General features: G+C 70.1%; 22 protein-coding genes. 6 read left to right on the forward strand and 16 right to left on the reverse strand.

The genetic code is table 11. From position 1 onward, the window contains the following. Positions 1-37: 37 nt before the first annotated feature. Positions 38-520 (reverse strand): nicotinamide-nucleotide amidohydrolase family protein, encoded by a 483-nt coding sequence (locus tag AC4BGE_RS03525; RefSeq protein ID WP_490574347.1) that lies wholly within the window; start codon positions 518-520, stop codon positions 38-40. Positions 521-529: 9 nt separating this feature from the next. Then, positions 530-1,303: a VOC family protein gene (locus AC4BGE_RS03530; protein ID WP_490574348.1), complete on the reverse strand. Its 774-nt coding sequence runs from the start codon at positions 1,301-1,303 to the stop codon at positions 530-532. Between the two features lie 23 nt (positions 1,304-1,326). On the opposite strand from AC4BGE_RS03530, the gene AC4BGE_RS03535 reads away from it, so the two are divergent. Beyond that, on the forward strand, positions 1,327-1,698 hold the full coding sequence (locus tag AC4BGE_RS03535; RefSeq protein ID WP_490574349.1) for a YchJ family protein: 372 nt from the start codon (positions 1,327-1,329) through the stop codon (positions 1,696-1,698). Between the two features lie 38 nt (positions 1,699-1,736). On the opposite strand, the gene AC4BGE_RS03540 is transcribed toward AC4BGE_RS03535, so the two are convergent. The 4 genes from AC4BGE_RS03540 to AC4BGE_RS03555 all read right to left on the reverse strand — a co-directional run bounded on the left by AC4BGE_RS03540 (position 1,737) and on the right by AC4BGE_RS03555 (position 6,361). After that, a complete protein-coding gene (locus AC4BGE_RS03540; RefSeq protein ID WP_490574350.1) occupies positions 1,737-2,945 on the reverse strand; it encodes a hypothetical protein in 1,209 nt (402 codons plus the stop codon). 56 nt (positions 2,946-3,001) lie between these two features. Then, a complete protein-coding gene (locus AC4BGE_RS03545) occupies positions 3,002-4,201 on the reverse strand; it encodes a hypothetical protein (protein ID WP_490574351.1) in 1,200 nt (399 codons plus the stop codon). Positions 4,202-4,973: 772 nt separating this feature from the next. Then, positions 4,974-5,444 carry a hypothetical protein gene (locus AC4BGE_RS03550; RefSeq protein ID WP_490571715.1) on the reverse strand — a complete coding sequence of 157 codons (471 nt, stop codon included), beginning with the start codon at positions 5,442-5,444 and terminating at the stop codon, positions 4,974-4,976. Between the two features lie 101 nt (positions 5,445-5,545). After that, on the reverse strand, positions 5,546-6,361 hold the full coding sequence (locus AC4BGE_RS03555; RefSeq protein ID WP_490574352.1) for a hypothetical protein: 816 nt from the start codon (positions 6,359-6,361) through the stop codon (positions 5,546-5,548). Positions 6,362-6,458: 97 nt separating this feature from the next. On the opposite strand from AC4BGE_RS03555, the gene AC4BGE_RS03560 reads away from it, so the two are divergent. Continuing rightward, positions 6,459-6,872, forward strand: coding sequence for a hypothetical protein (locus AC4BGE_RS03560; RefSeq protein WP_490574353.1), 414 nt, complete (start codon positions 6,459-6,461; stop codon positions 6,870-6,872). A gap of 57 nt (positions 6,873-6,929) precedes the next feature. Here the strand turns inward: AC4BGE_RS03560 and AC4BGE_RS03565 are convergent, their stop codons facing one another. From AC4BGE_RS03565 to AC4BGE_RS03590, 6 genes are all read right to left on the reverse strand, one after another. After that, positions 6,930-7,730: a hypothetical protein gene (locus tag AC4BGE_RS03565; RefSeq protein WP_490574354.1), complete on the reverse strand. Its 801-nt coding sequence runs from the start codon at positions 7,728-7,730 to the stop codon at positions 6,930-6,932. Continuing rightward, positions 7,727-7,900, reverse strand: a complete 174-nt coding sequence (locus AC4BGE_RS03570) for a hypothetical protein (RefSeq protein ID WP_490574355.1) — start codon at positions 7,898-7,900, stop codon at positions 7,727-7,729. Before AC4BGE_RS03570 ends, AC4BGE_RS03565 begins: the two co-directional genes overlap by 4 nt. Positions 7,901-8,028: 128 nt before the next feature. Then, positions 8,029-8,382 (reverse strand): VOC family protein, encoded by a 354-nt coding sequence (locus AC4BGE_RS03575; protein WP_490571710.1) that lies wholly within the window; start codon positions 8,380-8,382, stop codon positions 8,029-8,031. Positions 8,383-8,529: 147 nt separating this feature from the next. Further along, positions 8,530-9,258 carry a DUF72 domain-containing protein gene (locus tag AC4BGE_RS03580; RefSeq protein WP_490574356.1) on the reverse strand — a complete coding sequence of 243 codons (729 nt, stop codon included), beginning with the start codon at positions 9,256-9,258 and terminating at the stop codon, positions 8,530-8,532. Between the two features lie 12 nt (positions 9,259-9,270). After that, complete coding sequence (locus AC4BGE_RS03585) at positions 9,271-10,758, reverse strand: MFS transporter (RefSeq protein ID WP_490574357.1); 1,488 nt, start codon at positions 10,756-10,758, stop codon at positions 9,271-9,273. Positions 10,759-10,804: 46 nt separating this feature from the next. Next, positions 10,805-11,275, reverse strand: coding sequence for a tRNA (cytidine(34)-2'-O)-methyltransferase (locus AC4BGE_RS03590; protein ID WP_490574358.1), 471 nt, complete (start codon positions 11,273-11,275; stop codon positions 10,805-10,807). A gap of 135 nt (positions 11,276-11,410) precedes the next feature. On the opposite strand from AC4BGE_RS03590, the gene AC4BGE_RS03595 reads away from it, so the two are divergent. Further along, complete coding sequence (locus tag AC4BGE_RS03595) at positions 11,411-13,678, forward strand: esterase-like activity of phytase family protein (RefSeq protein ID WP_490574359.1); 2,268 nt, start codon at positions 11,411-11,413, stop codon at positions 13,676-13,678. A 55-nt stretch (positions 13,679-13,733) separates the two neighbouring features. Then, on the forward strand, positions 13,734-15,770 hold the full coding sequence (locus AC4BGE_RS03600; protein ID WP_490574360.1) for a PhoX family protein: 2,037 nt from the start codon (positions 13,734-13,736) through the stop codon (positions 15,768-15,770). A gap of 258 nt (positions 15,771-16,028) precedes the next feature. Here AC4BGE_RS03600 and AC4BGE_RS03605 read toward each other — a convergent pair whose 3' ends face one another. Together AC4BGE_RS03605 and AC4BGE_RS03610 are read right to left on the reverse strand one after the other, a co-directional pair. Further along, a complete protein-coding gene (locus tag AC4BGE_RS03605; protein WP_490574361.1) occupies positions 16,029-16,442 on the reverse strand; it encodes a hypothetical protein in 414 nt (137 codons plus the stop codon). Then, positions 16,439-16,795 carry a TfoX/Sxy family protein gene (locus AC4BGE_RS03610; RefSeq protein ID WP_490574362.1) on the reverse strand — a complete coding sequence of 119 codons (357 nt, stop codon included), beginning with the start codon at positions 16,793-16,795 and terminating at the stop codon, positions 16,439-16,441. The genes AC4BGE_RS03605 and AC4BGE_RS03610 overlap by 4 nt, the downstream gene beginning before the upstream one ends. 134 nt (positions 16,796-16,929) lie before the next feature. Between AC4BGE_RS03610 and AC4BGE_RS03615 the strand changes: the two genes are divergently transcribed. Next, the gene (locus AC4BGE_RS03615) at positions 16,930-17,487 is read left to right on the forward strand and encodes a TetR/AcrR family transcriptional regulator (RefSeq protein ID WP_490574363.1); all 558 of its coding nucleotides are present in this window, start codon (positions 16,930-16,932) and stop codon (positions 17,485-17,487) included. Between the two features lie 25 nt (positions 17,488-17,512). Here AC4BGE_RS03615 and AC4BGE_RS03620 read toward each other — a convergent pair whose 3' ends face one another. Both AC4BGE_RS03620 and AC4BGE_RS03625 read right to left on the reverse strand, forming a co-directional pair. Then, positions 17,513-18,142 carry a YigZ family protein gene (locus AC4BGE_RS03620; RefSeq protein ID WP_490571701.1) on the reverse strand — a complete coding sequence of 210 codons (630 nt, stop codon included), beginning with the start codon at positions 18,140-18,142 and terminating at the stop codon, positions 17,513-17,515. Between the two features lie 7 nt (positions 18,143-18,149). Beyond that, the gene (locus AC4BGE_RS03625) at positions 18,150-18,941 is read right to left on the reverse strand and encodes a TSUP family transporter (protein WP_490574364.1); all 792 of its coding nucleotides are present in this window, start codon (positions 18,939-18,941) and stop codon (positions 18,150-18,152) included. Positions 18,942-19,062: 121 nt separating this feature from the next. Here AC4BGE_RS03625 and AC4BGE_RS03630 point away from each other — a divergent pair, with 121 nt between their 5' ends. After that, positions 19,063-20,574, forward strand: a complete 1,512-nt coding sequence (locus tag AC4BGE_RS03630) for a sensor histidine kinase (protein ID WP_490574365.1) — start codon at positions 19,063-19,065, stop codon at positions 20,572-20,574. Positions 20,575-20,587: the final 13 nt, after the last annotated feature.

Consider the following 20,587-nt stretch of genomic DNA (forward strand, 5'->3'; position numbering starts at 1 on the left):
AGGTTATCCGGGCGCAGGGTTATCCGGTCGCAGGGGGTTATCCGGTCGCCACCCGGTCCCGGATCGCCTGCAGCAGGCGGTCGAGGGCCAGGTTGCGGACGCTCTCGACCACCTCCGGCGGGTCGCCGTCGACCTTCACCCAGTGGGTGGACTGCTCACCACGCGCCCACACACCGATCACGGCGGTGCCGGCCGGGTGCCCCTCCTCCTCGCCGGGGCCGCCGGCGCCGGTGGTGGAGACGACGTAGTCGGCCTCGAGCGCCTTGGCGGCGCCCGCCGCCATCTGGGCGGCGCAGGCGTCGGAGATCAGCGGGCCGGGGGTGACGCCGAGCAGGTCGAACTTCACCGCCGGCATGTAGGCGACCACCCCGCCGCGGCACCAGTCGGCCGCGGACTCGCCCTGGGCGAGCGCGGAGGTGATCGCGCCGCCGGTCAGCGACTCGGCGGCTCCGACGGCGAGGTCGTGCTCGGCGGCGAGCTCGGCGATCTGGTCGACGTACTGGGAGAAGTCTTCAGCCATGCCGGGCTCTTACCCGAGCGGGTGGTCGGTGATGCAGTACGCCGACCCGGCCGGGTCGCGCATCCGGGTCCACTCCTCGTGGACACCTGCCACCTCGGCGCCGAGCGCCACGTGCCGACGCACCTCCGCCTCGCGGTCGTCGCCGCCCAGGTCGAGGTGGGCGCGCGCCTGTCCCTCCGGCTCCCCCAGCCGCTGGACCAGCACCCGCAGCGCGCCGATCCGGGGGAACCAGCGGAACTCCTCCTCCGGCGTCTGCGTCTGCTGCCAGGCGACGCCCAGGACGCTGCTCCAGAAGTCGCACTCGGCGTCGTACGTGGAGGCCGGGACGTCGAGGCAGACCTGGTCGACCATGCTGCGCCAGGCGCCTCCCGAGTCGTCGCGCCAGGTCGCCGGCTCGGTCGGCGTGGTCGCCGGGTGGGAGACGAAGCAGAAGGTGAGCCCGCCGGGCGAGTTCATCACCACGTAGCCGAGGTCGGCGACCGGCTCGGCGCCGTGGGCCAGAGCGACGCGCGCCGCCTGCTGCGGGTCGGCGACGTGCAGGTCGAGGTGGAGGCGGGGCCCTCCCTCCCGCAGCCGCTGCACCCGCAGGTGGTCGTCGCCGGTCGGCGGGACCAGGGTGGCGAACTCGTCGTCCTCGCCCCGCGCCGGTGAGAGGCCGTAGCCGGTGACGCCGCGCCAGAAGGCGACGGTGCGCTCGAAGTCCGGCGCCGGCAGGTCGAGGAAGACGCTGAGCCAGGTCGGGGTCGTGCCGAGCGGGGCTGTGCCGAGCGGGGTCGGGGTCATCCGCGGGACGGTAGCCTCAGGACGTGCTGGTGCGGAAGTGTCCTTGCGGGTCCGGAACGGTGTACGACACCTGCTGCGGTCGGTTCCACCGGGGCGCCGAGCGACCCGAGACGGCCGAGCAGCTGATGCGCTCGCGCTACAGCGCCTTCGTCGTCGGCGAGCCCGACTACCTCTTCACCACCTGGCACCCCCGGACCCGGCCCGACCACGTCACCCTCGACGACCCGACGGAGTGGACGGGCCTGGAGATCCTCGACGTCGTCGCCGGCGGACCCGACGACGACGAGGGGGTCGTGGAGTTCGTGGCGCGGTTCGAGGGTGGCCGGCTGCACGAGCGGAGTCGTTTCGCCAGGCGGGCGGGGCGTTGGGTGTACGTCGACGGGGACGTCGGCTAGTAGGGCATTCCGCCCACTAAGACGCAGCCGACGCTCGGCTAACTACCTAGGGTCTTTCCTGCTTCGACAGCAGTATCCGCTGCGAGAAGACATCCGGCCAACTGCAGCGCAACCTTGTCCCAGTCTTTGACCTGAGCGTCAATTCCACGCATTCCTGGTCGAACGTGAACTACCGCATTCCTGACGCCGTAGAGGCGGGAAGCCGCCATCTTGGGGACGTTGGTAGTCTCATTGACTCTCGCTTCGCCCGGTAGCGACTCGATCAGGAGTTCAAGCGGGGCATCCGGCGAGGCAAGTGTTAAAATCTTCACCAGGGCGTCCTCCTCTTTCGGACGCCACTTCAGTTTATCCGCCAGATGTTCCGCGGCCTCCACCCATGTCATCGCGACGCCAAAGCTTTTCACCAAAGCGCTTACTTCCGAGTAAGAATATAGGTTCTCGAGGCTGCGATAAAGTGCCATGAAAATGGATCTCGGATCCATATCAAAAGCCGCTCGAATGAATCCGGCGAAGGGTACGAGGTCCCCTACTTGCGATAGCGTCGAGGCCAACAGAAATCGGGTCTCTTCGGATAGAGATCCAGCACTGACTCCTGCCATTAGAGTAATCTGAGCCATCCCACGCTCGACGGCGGCGTGATCAATCCCGCCGTCAGGCAGGAACCGGAAGTCCTCGTGCCCGTAGACGACCATCTCAGGAAACATGGGCAAGACGTCCACAATGGGCGTTTGGTAAATGACTGTGTGTTCACCTACAGTCACAGGGTCGCCACCCATCAGAAGATTTACGAGTTCATCTGGCGAATGGGGCTCGACCCCAAGTCTTTCAAGCACGATCTGAAAGATGACCCCATAGGGAACCTTGTCTACCCAAACGCCGCCTTCCGGCGGGGCGCCGCCATCTTGCGGAAGCACGCCTTCATCATAGGCCGCCCTATACCAATCGCTTTCCCACGACTCGAATCCGAGTTCCGAAAGACCTGACACACCTTGACCGCTCGAGTTGTAAGGGTCGAGCCCGATCGTGGCACAGACAAAGCGGTCGAACTCAGGCAACGAAATTGCTGCGATGCCGCGCCCGGGACCGTACGAGTAACTTGCTAAGACAGAAGCGTCCTTCAGTACGCCCTTTTCGAAAGGCGCGCACCGAAAACCGTTGTTGCGGTTCGAGTCCCACCCCAAGCGCGCTGCCAGTTCTGGTGATGACTGGCGAAGCCGCGCCATAAGGCGCACTTGAAAGTCGGTCATATTGCGATTCGCCCGAACCTTGGTCGGGGTGGCGACTGGGCTGCTCACTTCGGCGCTCAGGAGTCGTGCGCCCGCCAACAGACTTCGAGGGTGTCGGGCGCACAATCTTCAGCAAGAAGGACAGAGAAACCGTCGTGGAAGAAGCTACGGGTGGAGCGACCGATCTGACCTCCGCCCAAACTCTCTACTGTCTGATCCAGGACAGGGAGCTCGATGAATTCAGCGAGCTCATGATCGGCCATCGCTTCCATTCTGGATATCAACGCTTGCATTTGGACCTCCCGGGTTGTCATCCGTTCCGCAGAGTCATTTCGAGAACCTCCAGGTCGACCGAGTACGTCGATTGCGAGCGCGACAATGAACCCCACACGGGCTGGCTCGCTATCGAAGATGGAACGTCCGCGCCAGAATTTCAGAGTCGAATCAGGGTCTCTATCTGGCGCGTACCGGCTGAGTGCAACATCAAAATTGGCAAGCACTCGTAGACACTGGTAGAAGATCTCTTGAGAGTCAGACTCCCCAAGGGTCTCGATGAAGTCAAGACGCGAGAACTCGTCAGCAACCCGCTCTTTTGTGTCGAAAGAGTGCTTGCGCAATGTAAAGGCCATATACAACTCGCCCAAGTTCTTCTCTGAGTACTCGCCGCCCTGGGCGCGCCGCTCTCTATCGGTTAGGATCCGAGAGATCTCGGGGACTCGCTCCTTGATCTCTCTCAGCAAGGGCGCATGAATCACCGTGATTTGACGTCCAATGGTCCACGGCAACTGCCCCGTGTTCAAAATCAACATCCGGTAGACCAGCGGGGCCACTGAATGCGCAACCCAGAATTCCACACGAACGGGCGGGTAGGAACGAGTCACGCCGTCCTGGCGAGCCTCGATCATCGCCGCGGTGCGCTGCATTCCGTCGATAATTGATAGCTCACTATGACTCGCGAGCCCTAGAATTTCGTCGAGACCAATTTCGCCCTCAATGTGCACCCCAGACTCAGAGGCGACCGTCGGAAAACGTTCTGCGAACTTTGCGTCATCAACAACTAAACCGATCACGACGGGCGGCAAGACTGCACCGTTTCGTAGGTCGCTGACGAGTCGCTGCCTAATTCGCCGTGCGCTGGCGGTGGCTTGGACTGGCCGCTGACCTTGGAGGTTTCCCTGCTCATCGTGAGCCTCGGCGACGAGCGAAAGGTACTTGTCTGCGTCAAGAGTCACCGCCACCGACCAGCAGGCGGTCCTTGAGTCCTTCAGCCAGTCCATACTCGTGCCACCATTTCTCCGTTGCTTCGAGATCCGACCGAACTCGGTCCGGGGACTCTAGCGCAGGCCAACGACGCACCCTCAGGGAACTGGCCGCGTCGATCCGCCGCGTCGGACGCGGCCCTCGTCACCAGCAGTCTGTGGGTCGATGGAACACACACCGCCATGTGACTCCATAGCAGTGAATTCCGCTTTCCACCCCGGGGGCGCACGACGGTCGACTCCAGGGTGGCCACACCTAGATGCCCGGGTTTGAGCACGCTGAGCAGGTCGAGCGACTGGGGTCGGTCCCGACCCGATCGTCGTACATGTCGCAAGCTAGCGGCTCTAGTGAGACAGCTGCCTTCAGCCCGGCGCTTCCCTGCAAGTCTTTCCCTATGGAATACGCTCTCGCGTTGTTGTTGTGCGGCACTTGGATCCTGGCATTCATGGACACTCGGGGGGCGGCGCGCGCCGGGGAAGGATGGCGGTCCATCGCCGTCCGGTGGTTCGGTTGGGGCGCGCTGGTGGCGTCGGCTGCTTCGCTCGTCCTCGTCGAGATGGACAACGTTGAAGCTCCAAACTGGGCTGTGGGGGGATTCGTTGTGTGGCTGGTCGCTGCTGTCGGCGGTCTCGGTTGGTTGGTGACGAGAGATACCTGAGGAGAGTAGGGACGGTACTTCTGCACTGCGGACCATCGACTCTTAAGTGCGTCTATCCGCCGCGTGTCGGTCACCCGCTGTCCATGGGCGCAATGAAGCAGGGTCGCCAGTCCCCGAGGCTCTCGCAGGTATCAGCGAGTTGCGAAGTACTTCAGCAATCGTCGGTGCCGGTGCTTGAAGAAGGCGTCGACCACCCGCGCCAGGAGTAGGCAGAGGCCCGGCAGGGGCAGCCGGGGCTCCAGAGTCACGCGGTCATGCACCCGCGTGCCCCCCGCCACAGGAGTCAACGTCCGCTCGTGCTCCCAGCGTCGCATGCTCAACATGGTGGACCGCTCCAAGAATCGGGCGCCTGCCTCGACCTCCATGACGGTCAGGTGGTCGAAGTCGAACGGGATGAGGCCGAACAGCCGGAGCCAAGCACGGCCGACCGGTCGGCCCAGCGGAATGGTCTCCACGGTCAGTCCAGCCGCCCGGCGCGGCAGCGTCATCGTCATCCACGGTCGCATCTCATGGTTTATGCCATCGGGATGCACGACCCGCTCCCATACGGCTGCCGCTGCAGCCGAAACGTCTACCTGGTTCTCAACGATCTTCGTCGTCACGATCGCCCCCCCCCTGTCCATGTGGCTGCCGCACCATCGCACACGATTGCGGGTACGGGAATGCCGCCTATCAGCGGCCGCAGGTTTCGTTGGGCTTTGGCTCAGTTTCTGGTCTGCCGCGGCTTGGAGCGCGTCTCGACGAGGGTCGCGAGCTCATCGCGCGACGCGATACTGATGCGCTCGTCCACGAGGCTGAGCAAGCGCACAGGGTTTCCGGCGGCTGCGGCCGCCTGGACCTTGTGGTGACCATCCAGCAGGAAATGGCTGAGCACCCAGTGCTCGTAATAGTCGTCCCCTTCTTCCATCGCCGGCTGGATCACGTCGAGAAGCGAATACGCAACAGCAGTGGGGGGCGCCCCTTCAGAACTGCGGCTGTACTCCGCCACGCGCTCTTGGTCGTTCCAGGCGGGTGGAACCATTGGCACCACGAATTCGTACAGGTGCTGGTCGGGCCCGACCGGCGTCTCGAAGGTTCGGTAATAGGGCGTTGCTGGGTTCTCGGGTGAACCGGCCACGGGGTCCACGCCCCAGGTGGCGACCTGCTCGTGACTGAAGTAGTCGGACCTGCCCCCTGGCGTCACGAGCCGAGGGATCACATCGATCAGGAGTGCCGTGTAGTGCGACTCGGGCAGCACCTGTCCGTATGCCCGCAGAACATCAGCCTCGATCGCCCTCAGGCCAGCGTTAAGGCGTCCGTTCGCAACGCCCAGGTCTGCCGTCCTCGGCTCGCTCAACTTCTCGAAGAGAGCAGGACAGGTCCCGCACCACAGACCCAGCTCGAACACCGGTGCCCCCCGAAGGGTCAGGCGCCGAGGCGGGAATGCCGTCCCCGGCAGAGGCTTCGGTGTCGGCACAGCGACGAGAGCGCGCTTCTCCCGAACACCCAGGTGGACTCCTCGCTGCACGTCGATGAGCACGATCAGACCCTATTGCGGCTCGAAGGGCGACCGCACCTCACGACCGCTCGGGCTTCGATGGCGGGCATCGTCTCCCCCGGACCTGCCATGCTGCGCCATGACGTACGACCAACTGTGGGAGCGCCTGCTGGAGTTCCTGAACGACTGGGGCACGGCCACAGAGACCGCGCCAGGACGGATCGCCGTCACGTTCGCGCACCCGGACGGCTCCACCAGAACAGTGGAGATCCTGATGACCCGGGCGGAGTGGGACGACATGGTCACCATCCCGTTCGGGGAGTTCGGTGCCGCGGCTCGGGCGGTGCGCGCTACGGCGCTGGGCATGGAGGAGGACGAACACTTCCTCGTCTACGAGGACTACGCCCTGGTCGCGTCGTCCACCCCTGATCTGCCCGTCGATCCTGAGGAGGCGCGCCTGGCTGAGCTGGCTCGGCAGCACCCGGAGGGCTTCGGCCGCTGGGTGGTGCTGGACGACGAGGGGAACGTCATCGACGAGTTCCCGCCGAGGTAGAGCGCACCTGGGGGCCTGGGGCACAGCCAAGCCAGGTGAACGCCCCCTGCCTGGGCATCACGATCCGTGGGAGCGGTCGATTCGCGGCAGGAGCTCGATCAACGGCCGGTTCTCCTGGTCCAGCTCGGCGACGCGTTCGGCTGCATTCTGCGGCGTCCATCCGCCGTAGACGCTGCTGCCGTAGAGGACGTCGTCGACGAGCGCGAACTGGTAGAGCACCCCCCACGGCCCGTCGGAGGAGGTGTAGGCGAAGGTGAAGGTCGTTGTCTTCGGCCCGGCGTTCGCCTCGTCGATCGACTCGTACACCTCGGCGGAATAGGCGGTCTTCCCTCCGTACGGATCCATGAAGACGGGCCAGTCGGCCACCGCGTCGACCAGTGCCCGGAAGGCGGAGCGCGCGGCTCGCGCGTTCGGGTAACCCAGGAGCCCGCGTGTGAGGCCTGACGTACGACCGGCTTTGGGAGCGCCAAGTGGGAAGGCGCCGGAGGGGGAGGCGCCCAGCTTGTCCTGGTAGCCGGACGTGTGCAGCACCCCGTCCCGGGGGTGCCCCTCCGGCATGAAGACCCCAGCCAAGTCGCGGCTCGGCCCAGCGACCAAGGGGCCGTAGGCGTCCCAACCCAGGTCCAGGGGGAACTCCTGGAACCGGACGGCGCCTCGGCCGGGCGACGCCTCGTCGCCGGGCGGTGAGCTGCTCGGCGCCGGCAGGTCGGCGGGGCGGGTGGGCAGCGCGGTAGGGCGCGAGTCGTCGTCCTCATTCCCCCCGAACATCGCCCACGAGATCACGAGCGCCAGCAGAGCGGTCGCGGCCACTCCCGCCACCCACACGAACGACGTGCTGCCCCGCCGCGGCCGCCTCACGATGTCGGCGCGTCCGGCAGCGTGCCGTTCCGGCGCTGCTCCTCGAACCGCTCCGACCGTTCCCGCTCCCTGCGGTCGTCCTCGGCGTCGCGGATGCCGTGCGTCACGGCGGTGCGGACGACGTAGTAGAAGACGAAGAGGCCCAGGACGCCCAGCACGATGGAGAGCATGACCGGAGGCTAGCGGGATGTGGACCCGGTGGTCAGGGCCTTCGCACACGGGCTCGGACGACCGAGTGGCCTTCGGCTCCGCAGCCACGCCCACGCGGAGGTGGCCACAGGGTCGATGCCAGGGGCCGCTACCGCTCGGGCTGGCTGAGGATGCAGAACTCGTTGCCCTCCGGGTCGGCCAGCACCACCCAGGGAGCCTCACCCTGGCCGACGTCGACGCGCCGCGCACCGTGCGCGAGCAGACGGTCCACCTCGGCCGCCTGGTCGTCGGGCCGGAAGTCCAGGTGGAGCCGGCTCTTGGCCTGCTTGGGCTCCTCGTGCCGGACGAAGTCCAGCCCCGGGGTGCGGTCGGGCTCGGGACGGATCTCGAACTCGTCGTCCGAGGTGTAGACGACGACCCACCCGAGCGCCTCGGCCCACCACTGCCCCAGGGCCGCCGGGTCCTGCGAGTGGACGATCACCTGTTCCCACGCCAAGCTCATCCGCCGAACCTAGCCGGGTGAGGCGGCGCGGTGCCTGTATTTCCGCACGGCGCGCCCGGCGGGCCCGACTGCGCCGTGCGGTGCCTGTATTTCCGCACGGCGCGCCCGGCGGGCCCGACTGCGCCGGAGACGGAGCCCGACGACACCTCAGCGTGAGAGCAGGCCCATGAACCGCTCCGCGTCCCCGGTCCGCGGCAGGTTGTTGAACATGACGTACGACGACGGCCGCCCGTCGACCAGGTCGCGGAGCCGGCGCAGCTCGTCGTCGGTGTGCACGTGCCGCGAGCCGGTGGTGCCGTGCAGCCGGTAGTAGGTCTGCTCCGGCGTCACCGTCTCGGTCTGCATCGGGTCGACCACGTGCACCAGGTCCAGCTCGGCGCAGAGCTCGGTGAGCAGCTGCGTGGGCCACTCCCCGCGCGGCTCCCACAGCAGCCGGCCGGTCGGCCGCTCCACCTGTGACACGAAGGCACGCAGCCGGGCCACGTTGTCGGCGGTCGGCCGGAAGCTCTTCGGGCACTGCAGCAGCACCGCGGTGGCCCGCAGCACGCGGGCACACTCCAGGGTCCGCTGCCAGGCCGCCAGCACCTCGGGCGTCGTCCGGAACGCCCCGACCCGTCCCCGGGCAGTGGCCGGCAGCGGCTGCTTCATCCGCCGGTAGGTCGGGCTGTTGGACTCGTGGGTGACGACCTGCCACGCCTTGATCGTGAACTCGAAGTCGGGCGGGACCTGCGCCCGCCAGCGCGCCAGCAGGGCGTCGGCCGGCGGTTCGTAGAACGTGTGCTGCACCTCGACGACCGGGAAGCGACGCACGTACGACGACTGCGACACCGTCCAGCCGCACAGGCCCACCCGCACATCGCCCACCCCGACAACCACGGCCCCACCCTGTCAGGTCGCCGCGGAGTCCTGCGGGCCGGTCGGGGCGGGAGCCGCCGCGGCCTCCTCCCCCGCATGCTTCGGCATGAGCAGCCCGGAGACCAGCAGCGCCAGCGCGACCACCGCGGAGCAGACGAACACCGGGTGGATCGCCGGGGCCAGCACGTCGGCCGAGAGGCGCTCGAGATCGTGAGAGCCGCCCGCCGACGAGCCACCGGCGAGCCGGCTGTTCACGATCGCCCCGAACACCGCGACGCCGACGGCGCTGCCCATCGACCGCGCGAACATGTTGGTGCTGGTGGCCACGCCGCGGTGCTGCCAGCCCACCGACGACTGGGCGACGATCACGCCGGGGCTGGCGACGTACCCGAACCCGATGCCCATCACGAAGCACGGCAGGGCCAGCTGCCACAGCGCGCTGTCGGCGTCGACCGGCAGGAGCAGGGCCGCGCCGGCGATCACGAACAGCGAGCCCATCAGCATCGTCTTGCGGAAGCCGATGGACAGGTAGAACCGGCCGCTCGTCGAGGCGGCGATGGGCCAGCCGATCGTCATCGACGCGAGCGCCAGACCGGCGACCAGGGCCCCGTGGCCCAGCACGCCCTGGGCGTACACCGGCACGTACGACGTCAGCCCGAGCATCAGCACGCCGACGACGAAGGCGGCCGAGCTCGACGCGTTCAGCACCCGGCGCCGGAAGATCCACAGCGGGAGGACCGGTTCCGGAGCCCGCGACTCGACCACGACGAAGGCGGCCAGCAGCCCGGCTGCGGCGACGAAGATCCCGATGCCGGCGACCGACGACCACTCCCAGCGGACCCCGCCCTCGAGCAGGCCGAGCAGCAGCAGCGTGCCCCCGGCCGCCAGCAGCCCGGCGCCCAGGTAGTCGATGCTGTGCTTGCGTCGTTCCACCCGCTCGTCGAAGCGGCGCCACACCACCCACCCGGCGGCGATGCCCAGCGGCAGGTTCACGAAGAAGATCCAGCGCCACGACAGGTAGTCGGCGAAGACCCCGCCCAGCGTCGGCCCCACGATGGAGGACGCGGCCCAGACGCTCGCGATGTAGCCCTGCACCTTCGCGCGCTCGGCCAGCGAGTAGATGTCGCCCACGATCGTCATGCCCATCGGTTGCACCGCCCCCGCTCCGAGGCCCTGCACGAGCCGGAACACGATGAGCGCCGGCATGCTCCACGCCAGGCCGCACAGCAGCGAGCCGAGGAGGAAGAGGCCGATGCCCAGGAGCAGCACCGGCTTGCGTCCGTAGAGGCCGGCGACCTTGCCGTAGATCGGCACCGACACGGCCTGGGCCAGCAGGTAGATCGAGAACAACCACGGGAACGACGTGAAGCCGCCGAGGTCGTCGACCACGGTGGGCACCGCGGTGGCCAGGATCGTCGCGTCGATGGCGACCAGGCCGATGCTGAGCATGACGGCCAGCAGGATCGGCCCCCGCTCGCTGCGGAGACCGACGCTGGCGCGGGTGATCTCGGGCGCAGTCACAGGTGCTCAACCAGCAGCGGGCCTGCTGTGTTCCCGGTCACCCGGGCTACGTCGCGCCGGGGAACCCGTGCTGGCGCCAGGCCTCGTAGGTCACCACGGCGGCGGAGTTGGACAGGTTCAGCGACCGGCGGCCCGCCAGCATCGGGATCCGGACCCGCTCGGTGACCCGGGGGTGGTCCAGCACCTGGGGTGACAGCCCGGTCGGCTCCGGGCCGAAGAGCAGCACGTCGCCGGGCTGGAACTCGACGTCGGTGTGCCACCGGGTCGCGTGCGCGGTGAAGGCGAACACCCGGGACGGGGCGAGGGCTTCGCTGGCCAGTGCGGCCTCCAGGTCCGGGTGCACCACCACCGATGCCAGGTCGTGGTAGTCCAGCCCCGCCCGCTTCAGCTTGGGCTCCGAGAGGTCGAAGCCGAGCGGTTCGACCAGGTGCAGGGTGGCGCCCGTCCCGGACACCATCCGGATCGCGTTCCCGGTGTTGGGTGGGATCCGGGGCTCGAGGAACATCACATGAAACACGGCTCAACCTATCCCGAGGCCCTCCACCAGCAGCACGGCAACAGTGCGCAGCAGGAGCGGTTGTTGGCCGACCGCTCACCTCACGGTCACCCACACGTCCGCCACCGTTGTCCGCACGCCGCCAGCCTCGGAGCCATGACCTCTTCGCTCTCTCGGGCGGGCCGACTGGTGAGCGCGGCTCTCGTGCTCGCCGTGCTGCCCGTGCTGTCCGCCCCCACCTCGCTCTCCGCCCCGGCCGCAGCCAGCCCCGACGCCAACAAGCACCACTCCGGCAAGGACCGGTCGGTCCAGCCCACCCTCGAGGCCCGGGCGACCCTCTCAGCCGACTTCCTCGCCCCGGGGCCGCCGTCGGGGGCGGCCGCCACCCCGGGCAACGGCCGCACGGGTCCGTTCGCCGGCCAGGTGATCCCGGGGTTCTCCGCCATGGTCGAGAACCCGGACGGCACCTTCTGGGCGCAGCCCGACAACGGGTTCGGTACCAAGGCCAACTCCGCCGACTTCCTGCTCCGCCTCTACCGGATCCGCCCGCGCTGGGAGACCGCCCGCGGCGGCCGGGGCAGCATCGACGTCCAGCGCTTCGTCTCGCTGCACGACCCCCACCGCCGCGTCCCGTTCCCGATCGTGCACGAGCACACCCGGCAGCGCCTGCTCACCGGCGCCGACTTCGACATCGAGTCCCTGGTCCGGATGCGTGACGGCTCCTTCTGGATCGGTGAGGAGTTCGGCCCGTTCCTGCTCCACGTCGCCCCCGACGGCACGGTGCTCGACGCACCGGTCGGGCTCCCGGCCGGCAAGTCTCCCCAGCACCCGACGCTCGGCGACGAGCAGCCGCGCATCCCGTCCAGCCGGGGGTTCGAGGCGCTGGCCTCCTCCGGGAACGGCCGCTACCTCTACCCGATCGTCGAGGGCGCCTACCTCGACGACGCCGACCAGCGCCGCCGGTGGATCCACGAGTTCGACACCCGCAAGCGCTCCTACACCGGGCGCACCTGGCAGTACCAGACCGACGAGGCCGCCAACGTCGTCGGCGACGCGTTCACCGTCCGGCACGGCCGGATGCTCGTGCTCGAGCGCGACAACCTCGACGGCGCGGCCGCGGTCACCAAGCGGATCTACGAGATCGACCTGCGCCGCGCCGAGGGCGACGGCTTCGTCGCGAAGCGGCTGGTGGTCGACCTGCTGAAGATCGCCAACCCCGACCGGATCGTCGTCCGCACCTCACCGGGCCAGTACGGGGTGGACGACCCGTTCAGCTTCCCGATGGTCTCGGTGGAGGTGGCGCTCGAGCTGCGGGACGGCCGGCTCCTGGTGGGCAACGACAACAACTACCCCGGCGACGACGCCCGGGTCCCGGGCACGCCGGACGACACCGAGCTCGTCGTCCTCGACCTGCGTCGCACCCGCGCCGCCCCGCCGCACGAGCAGCTGGTGATCGGTCACCGCGGCTCCAGCGGCACCCGGCCCGAGCACACCCTGGCCACCTACCAGCAGGCCATCCTCGGGTGCGCCGACTACATCGAGCCCGACCTGGTCTCCACCAAGGACGGGGTGCTGGTCGCCCGGCACGAGAACGAGATCGGCGGCACCACCGACGTGGCCAGCCGCCCGGAGTTCGCCTCGCGGCGCACCACGAAGACCATCGACGGCGCCGCGCTGACCGGCTGGTTCACCGAGGACTTCACTCTCGCCGAGCTCAAGACGCTCCGCGCGGTCGAGCGGATCCCCCGGGTCCGCCCCGGCAACACCGCGTTCGACGGCCTGTACGCCGTGCCCACCCTCGACGAGGTGCTCGACCTGGCCCGACGCTCGCGCACGTGCACAGGCGGCCCCGTGGGGGTCTACCCGGAGACCAAGCACCCCACCTACTTCGACAGGATCGGCCTCTCGCTCGAGGAGCCGCTGCTGGCGACCCTGGCCGCCAACGGCTACGACGGCACCGACCCGGTCTTCCTGCAGAGCTTCGAGACCGGCAACCTCCGCGAGCTGGACCGCGCCAGCGACTTCCGGCTCGTCCAGCTCACCGGCTGCTCCGGAGCGCCGTACGACCTGGTCGCCGCCGGCGACCCGCGCACGTACGCCGACCTGGTCACCGCGGCCGGACTCCGCGAGGTCGCCCGCTACGCCGACGGCCTCGGGGCGTGCAAGGACCAGCTCATCCCCCGTGACGCTGGCGGCAGGCTGCTGGCGCCGACCCCGGTGATCGACAACGCCCACGCTGCGGGCCTGGTGGTGCACCCCTACACCTTCCGCGCGGAGAACCAGTACCTCCCGCTCCAGTTCCGCCGGGGCACCGACCCCACCGCCCTGGGCGACCTGGCCGGCGAGCTCCGGGCGTTCCTGGACGCCGGGATCGACGGCTTCTTCACAGACCAGCCCGCCCTCGGCGCAGCCGCCCTGCGGTAGCGACCGCCGCTCCAGCACGCACCTCCCACCACCGCTCACCCACGAGGAGACAGACATGACGCAGTCCCCGACCCAGCCCCGGCTGCTGCCGATGGTCGGACACACCCAGGGCACCCGCAGCGCCACCGTGTGCCACTGGCGCTGCGCCGACCAGTGCGCCACCGCCCACCCGGCCCGCAGCCAGAGCCCCGCCTTCGCCGAGGTGGCCCAGGACGCGCTCGGCCGTCGCTCGGTGCTGCGGGGCGGTCTCGGGGCGCTCGTCGTGGGCGGCACCCTGGCGCTCACCGGTCCGGCCGCGGCCGTACCCGGCACGCCGTTCGGCAAGGGGGCCGGCGCGAAGGGGCCCGGAGGTGGCGGCCGCCCCACCACGGGCCTGCCCTTCACCCAGCTCAAGCCCGCTCCCACCTCCGACGTGGACGAGCTCACGGTGCCGGCCGGCTACGACTGGACGGCGATCATGGCCTGGGGCGACCCGGTGGTCGCGGGTGCGCCGACGTTCGACTTCGATCAGCAGAGCGCCGCGGCGCAGCGGGTCCAGTTCGGCTACAACAACGACTTCGTCGGCTTCGTCCCGCTCGCGGGGAAGAACCGCGCGCTGATGGTGGTCAACCACGAGTACACCAACCCCGAGCTGATGTTCTCCGGCGCCCCGGCGGGCGAGGAGGAGCGCCTCGAGCGGCTGCGGATCGAGATGGCCGCCCACGGCATGTCGGTCGTAGAGGTACGCCGCCAGGGCTCGCGGCGCCCGTGGCAGCCGGTGCGGCACTCGCGCTACAACCGCCGGGTGCACCAGCAGACCGAGTTCGCGATGACCGGTCCGGCCGCCGGCTCGACGTACCTGCGCACGAGCGCCGATCCCCGCGGCACCCGCGTCCTGGGGACGGTCAACAACTGCGCCGGCGGCGTCACCCCGTGGGGCACCATCCTGTCGGGCGAGGAGAACTTCCAGGGCTACTTCAAGGCCGACCCGGGTCTCGACCCGCGCAACGTCACCTACGGGATCGGCGCCACGGGCCGCGGGTGGGAGGCCGTCGAGCCCCGGTGGGACCTCAACCACGAGCCGAACGAGGCCAACCGGTTCGGGTGGATCGTCGAGATCGACCCCTACGACCCGACGTCCACGCCGCGCAAGCACACCGCGCTCGGTCGGTTCAAGCACGAGGGGGCGACCGTCGACATCGCCGCCGACGGCCGCGTCGTCGCGGTGATGGGCGACGACCAGGGCAACGAGTACCTCTACAAGTTCATCTCCCGGGACCGCTACCGACCCGGCTCCTCGCGCTGGGCCAAGGCCCACAACCTGCGGCTGCTGGAGAACGGCGACCTCTACGTCGCCCGCCTGGAGGCCACCGGCGACCCCGCCAGCACCTACGACGGCACCGGGGTCTGGCTGCCGCTGGTGGTGGGTGGGAGGTCGAGGGTGCCGGGCTTCTCGGTCGAGGAGGTGCTGCTCTTCACCCGCGCCGCCGCGGACACCGTCAGCCCCACCCCGATGGACCGGCCCGAGGACGTCCAGCGCAACCCGGTCAACGGCTACGTCTACGCCGCGCTGACCAACAACACCGGCCGCACGAGCGCCGACCCGGCCAACCCGCGGCCGGGCAACCGCTACGGCCAGGTGGTGGAGCTCCAGGAGCGACGGGCCACCGACCTGACCTTCACCTGGTCGCTGGTGCTGGTGTGCGGTGAACCGAGCGACCCGACGACGTACTTCTCCGGCTACCCCAAGCAGCTGGTCTCGCCGATCTCCAGCCCGGACAACGTCGCCTTCGACCGCTCGGGCAACCTGTGGATCTCCACCGACGGCCAGGGCAGCCTGGGGCTCAACGACGCGCTGCACCTGGTGCCGGTCGCCGGGCCGCAGCGCGGGCACGTGCAGCAGTTCCTCGCCGTGCCCACCGGTGGGGAGACCTGTGGGCCGGTGATCGACGAGGACTCCTCCTCGGTCTTCGTGGCCGTGCAGCACCCCGGGGACGTGGCCGGGGCCAGCCCGGAGAGCCCGGCCTCCACCTTCCCCTACGGCCGCACCGCCTACCGGGCGGCCAACGTCCGGGGACCCCGTCCAGCGGTGGTGCAGGTGCACCGGGTGTGAGCGGGAGGGCGGCGACATCTACCTCGCGCTGCGGGACCCGGTGCTGCCGCCAGGCCTCGTAGGTCACCACCGCGGCGGAGCTGGACATGTGCAAGCGACCGACCGACCGCCCGCCAGCCCACCGGATGCAGGGTGGCGCCTGTCCCGGACACCATCCGGATCGCGTTCCCGGTGTTGGGCGGGATCCGGGGCTCGAGGAACATCACATGAAACACGGCTCAACGTATCTCGCGGGCTGCTCGGGTCCCTCGTACGGCGTCAGAGGCTGCCGATCCGGACGACCACCTCGCCGCTCGCCGGGCAGACCCACACCGGCGTCTCCTCGGAGGTCGTGGCTCGCAGCGGGTGGGTCCGAGGGTGCTCGGGGCACGGCGGCCAGTTCGTCGGCGCCGTACCCCACAGCTGGGACTCGATGGCCCACTCCTGCACCTGGTCGGCCACCTCAGCGACCCGCTCGCAGGGCGGCGCGGCCCGCAGCACGGACACTCCCGTGCCACTGCCGCCGGGTGCCCACATCAGGGCCGACGCGTAGCCGGGGTGGTCCTGCCAGTCCGAGTCCTCCAGCCGCGGCGCTCGGAGGCCGGAGCTCTCCAGGTCGCGGCAGACCGGCCCCAGCGCCTCGCGCAGCACCTCGTCCACCACCTGGGCCTCGCGGTCGGCGGGGCCGGTCATCGCAGGGATGCCTTGGGCGGCTTGGGCGGCTTGGCCAGGGCGCGCTGCACCGCGGGACCGACCCAGGCGTCGAGGGCCGCGGCGTCGGGCAGCTCCGTGGAGGCGACCAGGACGACGCCGCCCATGGTGCGCTCCCCCATCGTCGCCCGCCGGGCGCCCCGGGCCAGCGCGTCGTCGATCCCGCCCGTGCCGACGTGCACCATCAGGTCGCCCTCGCTGCAGCCGACGGCCATGTGGGTGTCGACCGTCCAGCACAGGCCGCCGAACATCTTGATCTCCCGGCTGGCGTGCTCACCCGCGGCCTCGGCGACCGCCGCCCGGATCCGCGCCGCCAGCCCCTCGTCCCAGGTCATGTGCCTCTCCCCGGCTCGGCGCCAACTCCGCCGATCCTCCCGCTCCCGGGGACCGGCGTCCAGCGGCCGAGGCCCGCGGAGGCCACGGGCTGAACCCGGTCTCCGGCCCACACCCCAGCCCCTAGGCTCGGGTCATGTCCACGAGGGAGCCGGCACGTGCCGACGGACGACGCAACAAGCAGCTGATCACCGAGGCCGCGGCCAGGGTGCTGCTCGACGACCCCCACGCCAGCATCGCCGAGATCGCCGACGCGGCCGGCCTGACCCGGGCGACGGTCTACCGACACTTCCCGGACCGCAGCGCGCTGACCCGGACGGTCGTGCAGGAGACCGCCGCCCAGGTCGTCCCCTCGATGCTGGAGGAGATGCGCCCGCTGTCCTGGCCCGACGCGCTGGCGCTGCTGGCCGACCGGGTCGTCGGGCTCAGCGCCCGCTACCGCGACGTGGTCCTGGCGGTGGTGCCACACCTGGAGGAGACCGCCCGGCTGGCCGTCCAGGACGAACCGATCGAGGCCGAGATCTCCACGCGGCGCGCGACCGGGGAGGTGACGAGCCCCTTGTCCGACGACTGGTTGGCGCTGTGCGTGCGGATGGTCTGCCTCGCGGCCGTCCGCCGCCTCGGTGACCCCGGGGTGGACCCCGACGAGCTGACGGGCCAGCTCGCCCGCACCCTGCACGACGTCGCCGGCTGACCGGCCGGCCCCGGCGCCCGTCCGGTCAGCGGGACGGCCGCCGGTCGACCCACCGTTCGCCGGCGCGCTCCGGTGCCGCGCGGCCGCCGGTCAGCTCGGCCAGCGCAACCTCCAGCGGCGCCGGGTCCTCGACGCCGAGCAGCAGCCGCACCCGGTCGGCGTACACCGTGTCGAGCACCGCGAAGCCGCGGCTGCGCAGCTCCCCCTCGACCCGCCCCGCCTCGGCGTGGTCGAGCTCCACGGCGTACTCGCCCAGCAGGGTGCGCTCGAGGGTCCCCGCCTCGTCCAGCGCCGCGGACACGGCGTCGGAGTAGGCGCGGACCAGGCCGCCGGCGCCCAGCAGCACCCCACCGAACCAGCGCGTCACCACCGCCACCACGTCGCTGACCCCGCGCCCGGTCAGCACCTGGAGCATCGGCGCGCCGGCGGTGCCCGACGGCTCCCCGTCGTCGGAGGAGCGCTGCAGCGACCCGTCCGGGCCGAGCACGAACGCCGAGCAGTGGTGCCGGGCGTCCCAGTGCGCCCGCCGCATCTCCTCCACGACCGCGCGGGCCTGGTCCTCGCTCTCCACCCTGCGCACGACGCACAGGAAGCGGGACCGCTTGACCTCCAGGAGTGCCTCCGCATCCCGGGCCAGGGTCCGGTAGGAGGTCACGGCCATCTCACCACCAGCCCAGCACCCCGCCCCCGATCCGGACGACGAAGCCGCCGACCACCACCATGAAGAAGACCCGGACGAAGGGGGCGCCGCGTCCCAGCGCGGTGCGTGCCCCCAGGTAGCCGCCGGCCATGTTGGCGACCCCCATCAGCAGGCCGATCCCCCACAGCACGGCCCCCTGCGGGACGAAGACGACCAGGGCAGCCAGGTTGGTGGCCCAGTTGGCGAGCTTGGCCTTGGCGGAGGCCTCCAGGAAGTTGTAGCCCAGCAGCCCGACCAGGGTGAAGACGAAGAACGACCCCGTGCCCGGCCCCAGCGCCCCGTCGTAGAAGCCGATCACCAGACCCGTGCCCAGCGCCGCGGAGGTGTGGTGGGCACCCGCGAAGCGCAGCTCGGTGATCTCGCCCAGCGACGGCTTGAACAGCACGTAGGCCCCCACGACGACGAGGGCCACCAGCACGATCGGGTCGAAGGCCTCCCGCGGGATGAGGCCGGCGACCAGGGCACCCCCGACCGAGCCCGCGAACGCGGCGCCCATCAGCGGCAGGAAGGTCCGGGGGTCGGGGCGGATGCGTCGGGCGTAGGTCGCGGAGCTGACGGTGGTGCCGCAGATGGAGGCCAGCTTGTTGGTGGCCAGCAGCTGCACCGGGGACGCCCCGGGCAGCCCCACGAGCAGCGCCGGCAGCTGGATCAGCCCACCCCCGCCGACCACGGCGTCCACGAACCCCGCCGCGAGGGCGGCGAGGGCGAGGAGGACGACCACGTCGCCGGACAGGTCCAGGAGATGTCCTTCCACGAGTTGGCGCTAGTTGGGGTCGCAAGGGGCCGTGATCCGGCAGACTGCCGGCATGCCGTCGCCCACCGCGCCCCAGGGATCCCGTCGGGCCCCCTTGGTCGTGGCCGCGATCCTACCCGCCGTGACGCTGCTGCTCTGGCTGCGCGCCGACACCCCCCTCACGCCCAACCAGGGGTTCATGCCGGCGTTCCTGACGCTGGTCCTCGCCTGTCACCTGCTGACCTCCACCATGCTGGTCGAGCACTACCGGGCCGGAGGCGGGGCGCGGCTGCTCCCCCTCTCCGCCGCCTACGTCTGGTCGGCGGTCTGCGTGACCGCCCACGCCCTCACCTTCCCCGGCTTCCTGGGGCCCGAGGGCGTGCTCAACACCCGGCCGGACAGTGCGCCGTGGCTGTGGCTGGCCTGGAACGTCGGCTTCCCGCTGCTGGTGGCGAGCGCGCTGGCGCCCTGGCCGACCGCGATGCGCCGCTGGTTCTCCCGACCCGAGGGCCGGACCCGGCGCACCGCGCTGGTGCACGGGGTGACCCTGCTGGCCGCGTTCGCCGTCGTGGTCGGGGCGACCCGCTTCGTCCACCTGCTGCCCGACCTGCTGGAGGGCCAGGACTACGGCAGCTTCGCCTCCGCCCAGGGCTACCGGCTCTTCGCGCTCAACATCGTGGCCCTGCTCGTCGCCCTCGTCGGGGTGGTGCGCCGCGGCAACCGCGGCGACCTGGAGACCTGGGCCCTGGTGGCCGTGGTGGCCTCGTGCTGCGACTCCTGGCTGGTGCTCACCGGCGGGGCGCGCTGGACCGTCGGCTGGTACAGCGCCCGGGCGCTGGCCCTGACCGCCGCGATCATCGTGCTGCTGGCGATGCTCCGGGAGGTGACCTTCCTCTACGGCCAGGCCAAGCGGCACGCCGAGCTGATGCGCGAGCACAACGACACGCTGGTGGAGGCCCAGACGCTGCGCGAGCACATGGTGGCCGTGGTCAGCCACGACATGCGCACCCCGCTGACCGGCCTCGAGGGCTATCTCGAGGTGCTGGCCGAGGGCGACCTCCCCTCGGAGCAGGCCGAGCGGGTGATCGCCCGGTCCCGGATGCTCGCGGCCCGCCTGTCGCTGATGACCGAGGACCTCCTCGGCGCCGCCACCGCCGGTCGCGGCGGTCTCTCCCTGCAGTTCACCGAGGTCGACGTGGCGCGGGCGCTGACCGAGAGCGCCGCCGCCTTCCCCGACCTTGACCTGCGCGTCACCACCACCCGCAACCTGTGGGTCACGGGCGACCCGCTGCGACTCCAGCAGGTGCTGGCCAACCTGGTGCGCAACGCACAGAACTACGGCGCCGAGCCGGTGCTCCTCGAGGCTCGTCCGGTCGGCGACCGCTTCGTGCAGTTCAGCATCACCGACGCCGGCGCCGGCGTGCCCGAGGAGTTCGTGCCCCGGCTCTTCGACGCCTACACCCGGGTCGAGGGCACCGGACGGCACGGCTCCGGGCTCGGCCTCTCGGTGGTGCGCGACCTGATCACCGCCATGTCTGGCAGCGTCCACTACGACTCACTCGACAACACCTTCCGGGTGGTGCTGCCCGGCGGGGTGCGCACCGAGTCCGGCGTGGTCCCGCCGCACGACGACCGGGTGCTGGTCAACGACTGACCCGGCCGGCGCC

It is taken from the genome of Nocardioides sp. Z50_6, assembly GCF_058215755.1.

Excerpts from the sequence above, each read along its gene's own strand:
- AC4BGE_RS03525 (WP_490574347.1), bottom strand. The coding sequence starts at position 520 with ATGGCTGAAGACTTCTCCCAGTACGTCGACCAGATCGCCGAGCTCGCC.
- AC4BGE_RS03530 (WP_490574348.1), bottom strand. The coding sequence starts at position 1,303 with ATGACCCCGACCCCGCTCGGCACAGCCCCGCTCGGCACGACCCCGACC.
- AC4BGE_RS03540 (WP_490574350.1), bottom strand. The coding sequence starts at position 2,945 with ATGACCGACTTTCAAGTGCGCCTTATGGCGCGGCTTCGCCAGTCATCA.
- AC4BGE_RS03545 (WP_490574351.1), bottom strand. The coding sequence starts at position 4,201 with ATGGACTGGCTGAAGGACTCAAGGACCGCCTGCTGGTCGGTGGCGGTG.
- AC4BGE_RS03560 (WP_490574353.1), top strand. The coding sequence starts at position 6,459 with ATGACGTACGACCAACTGTGGGAGCGCCTGCTGGAGTTCCTGAACGAC.
- AC4BGE_RS03570 (WP_490574355.1), bottom strand. The coding sequence starts at position 7,900 with ATGCTCTCCATCGTGCTGGGCGTCCTGGGCCTCTTCGTCTTCTACTAC.
- AC4BGE_RS03575 (WP_490571710.1), bottom strand. The coding sequence starts at position 8,382 with ATGAGCTTGGCGTGGGAACAGGTGATCGTCCACTCGCAGGACCCGGCG.
- AC4BGE_RS03595 (WP_490574359.1), top strand. The coding sequence starts at position 11,411 with ATGACCTCTTCGCTCTCTCGGGCGGGCCGACTGGTGAGCGCGGCTCTC.
- AC4BGE_RS03600 (WP_490574360.1), top strand. The coding sequence starts at position 13,734 with ATGACGCAGTCCCCGACCCAGCCCCGGCTGCTGCCGATGGTCGGACAC.
- AC4BGE_RS03605 (WP_490574361.1), bottom strand. The coding sequence starts at position 16,442 with ATGACCGGCCCCGCCGACCGCGAGGCCCAGGTGGTGGACGAGGTGCTG.
- AC4BGE_RS03610 (WP_490574362.1), bottom strand. The coding sequence starts at position 16,795 with ATGACCTGGGACGAGGGGCTGGCGGCGCGGATCCGGGCGGCGGTCGCC.
- AC4BGE_RS03615 (WP_490574363.1), top strand. The coding sequence starts at position 16,930 with ATGTCCACGAGGGAGCCGGCACGTGCCGACGGACGACGCAACAAGCAG.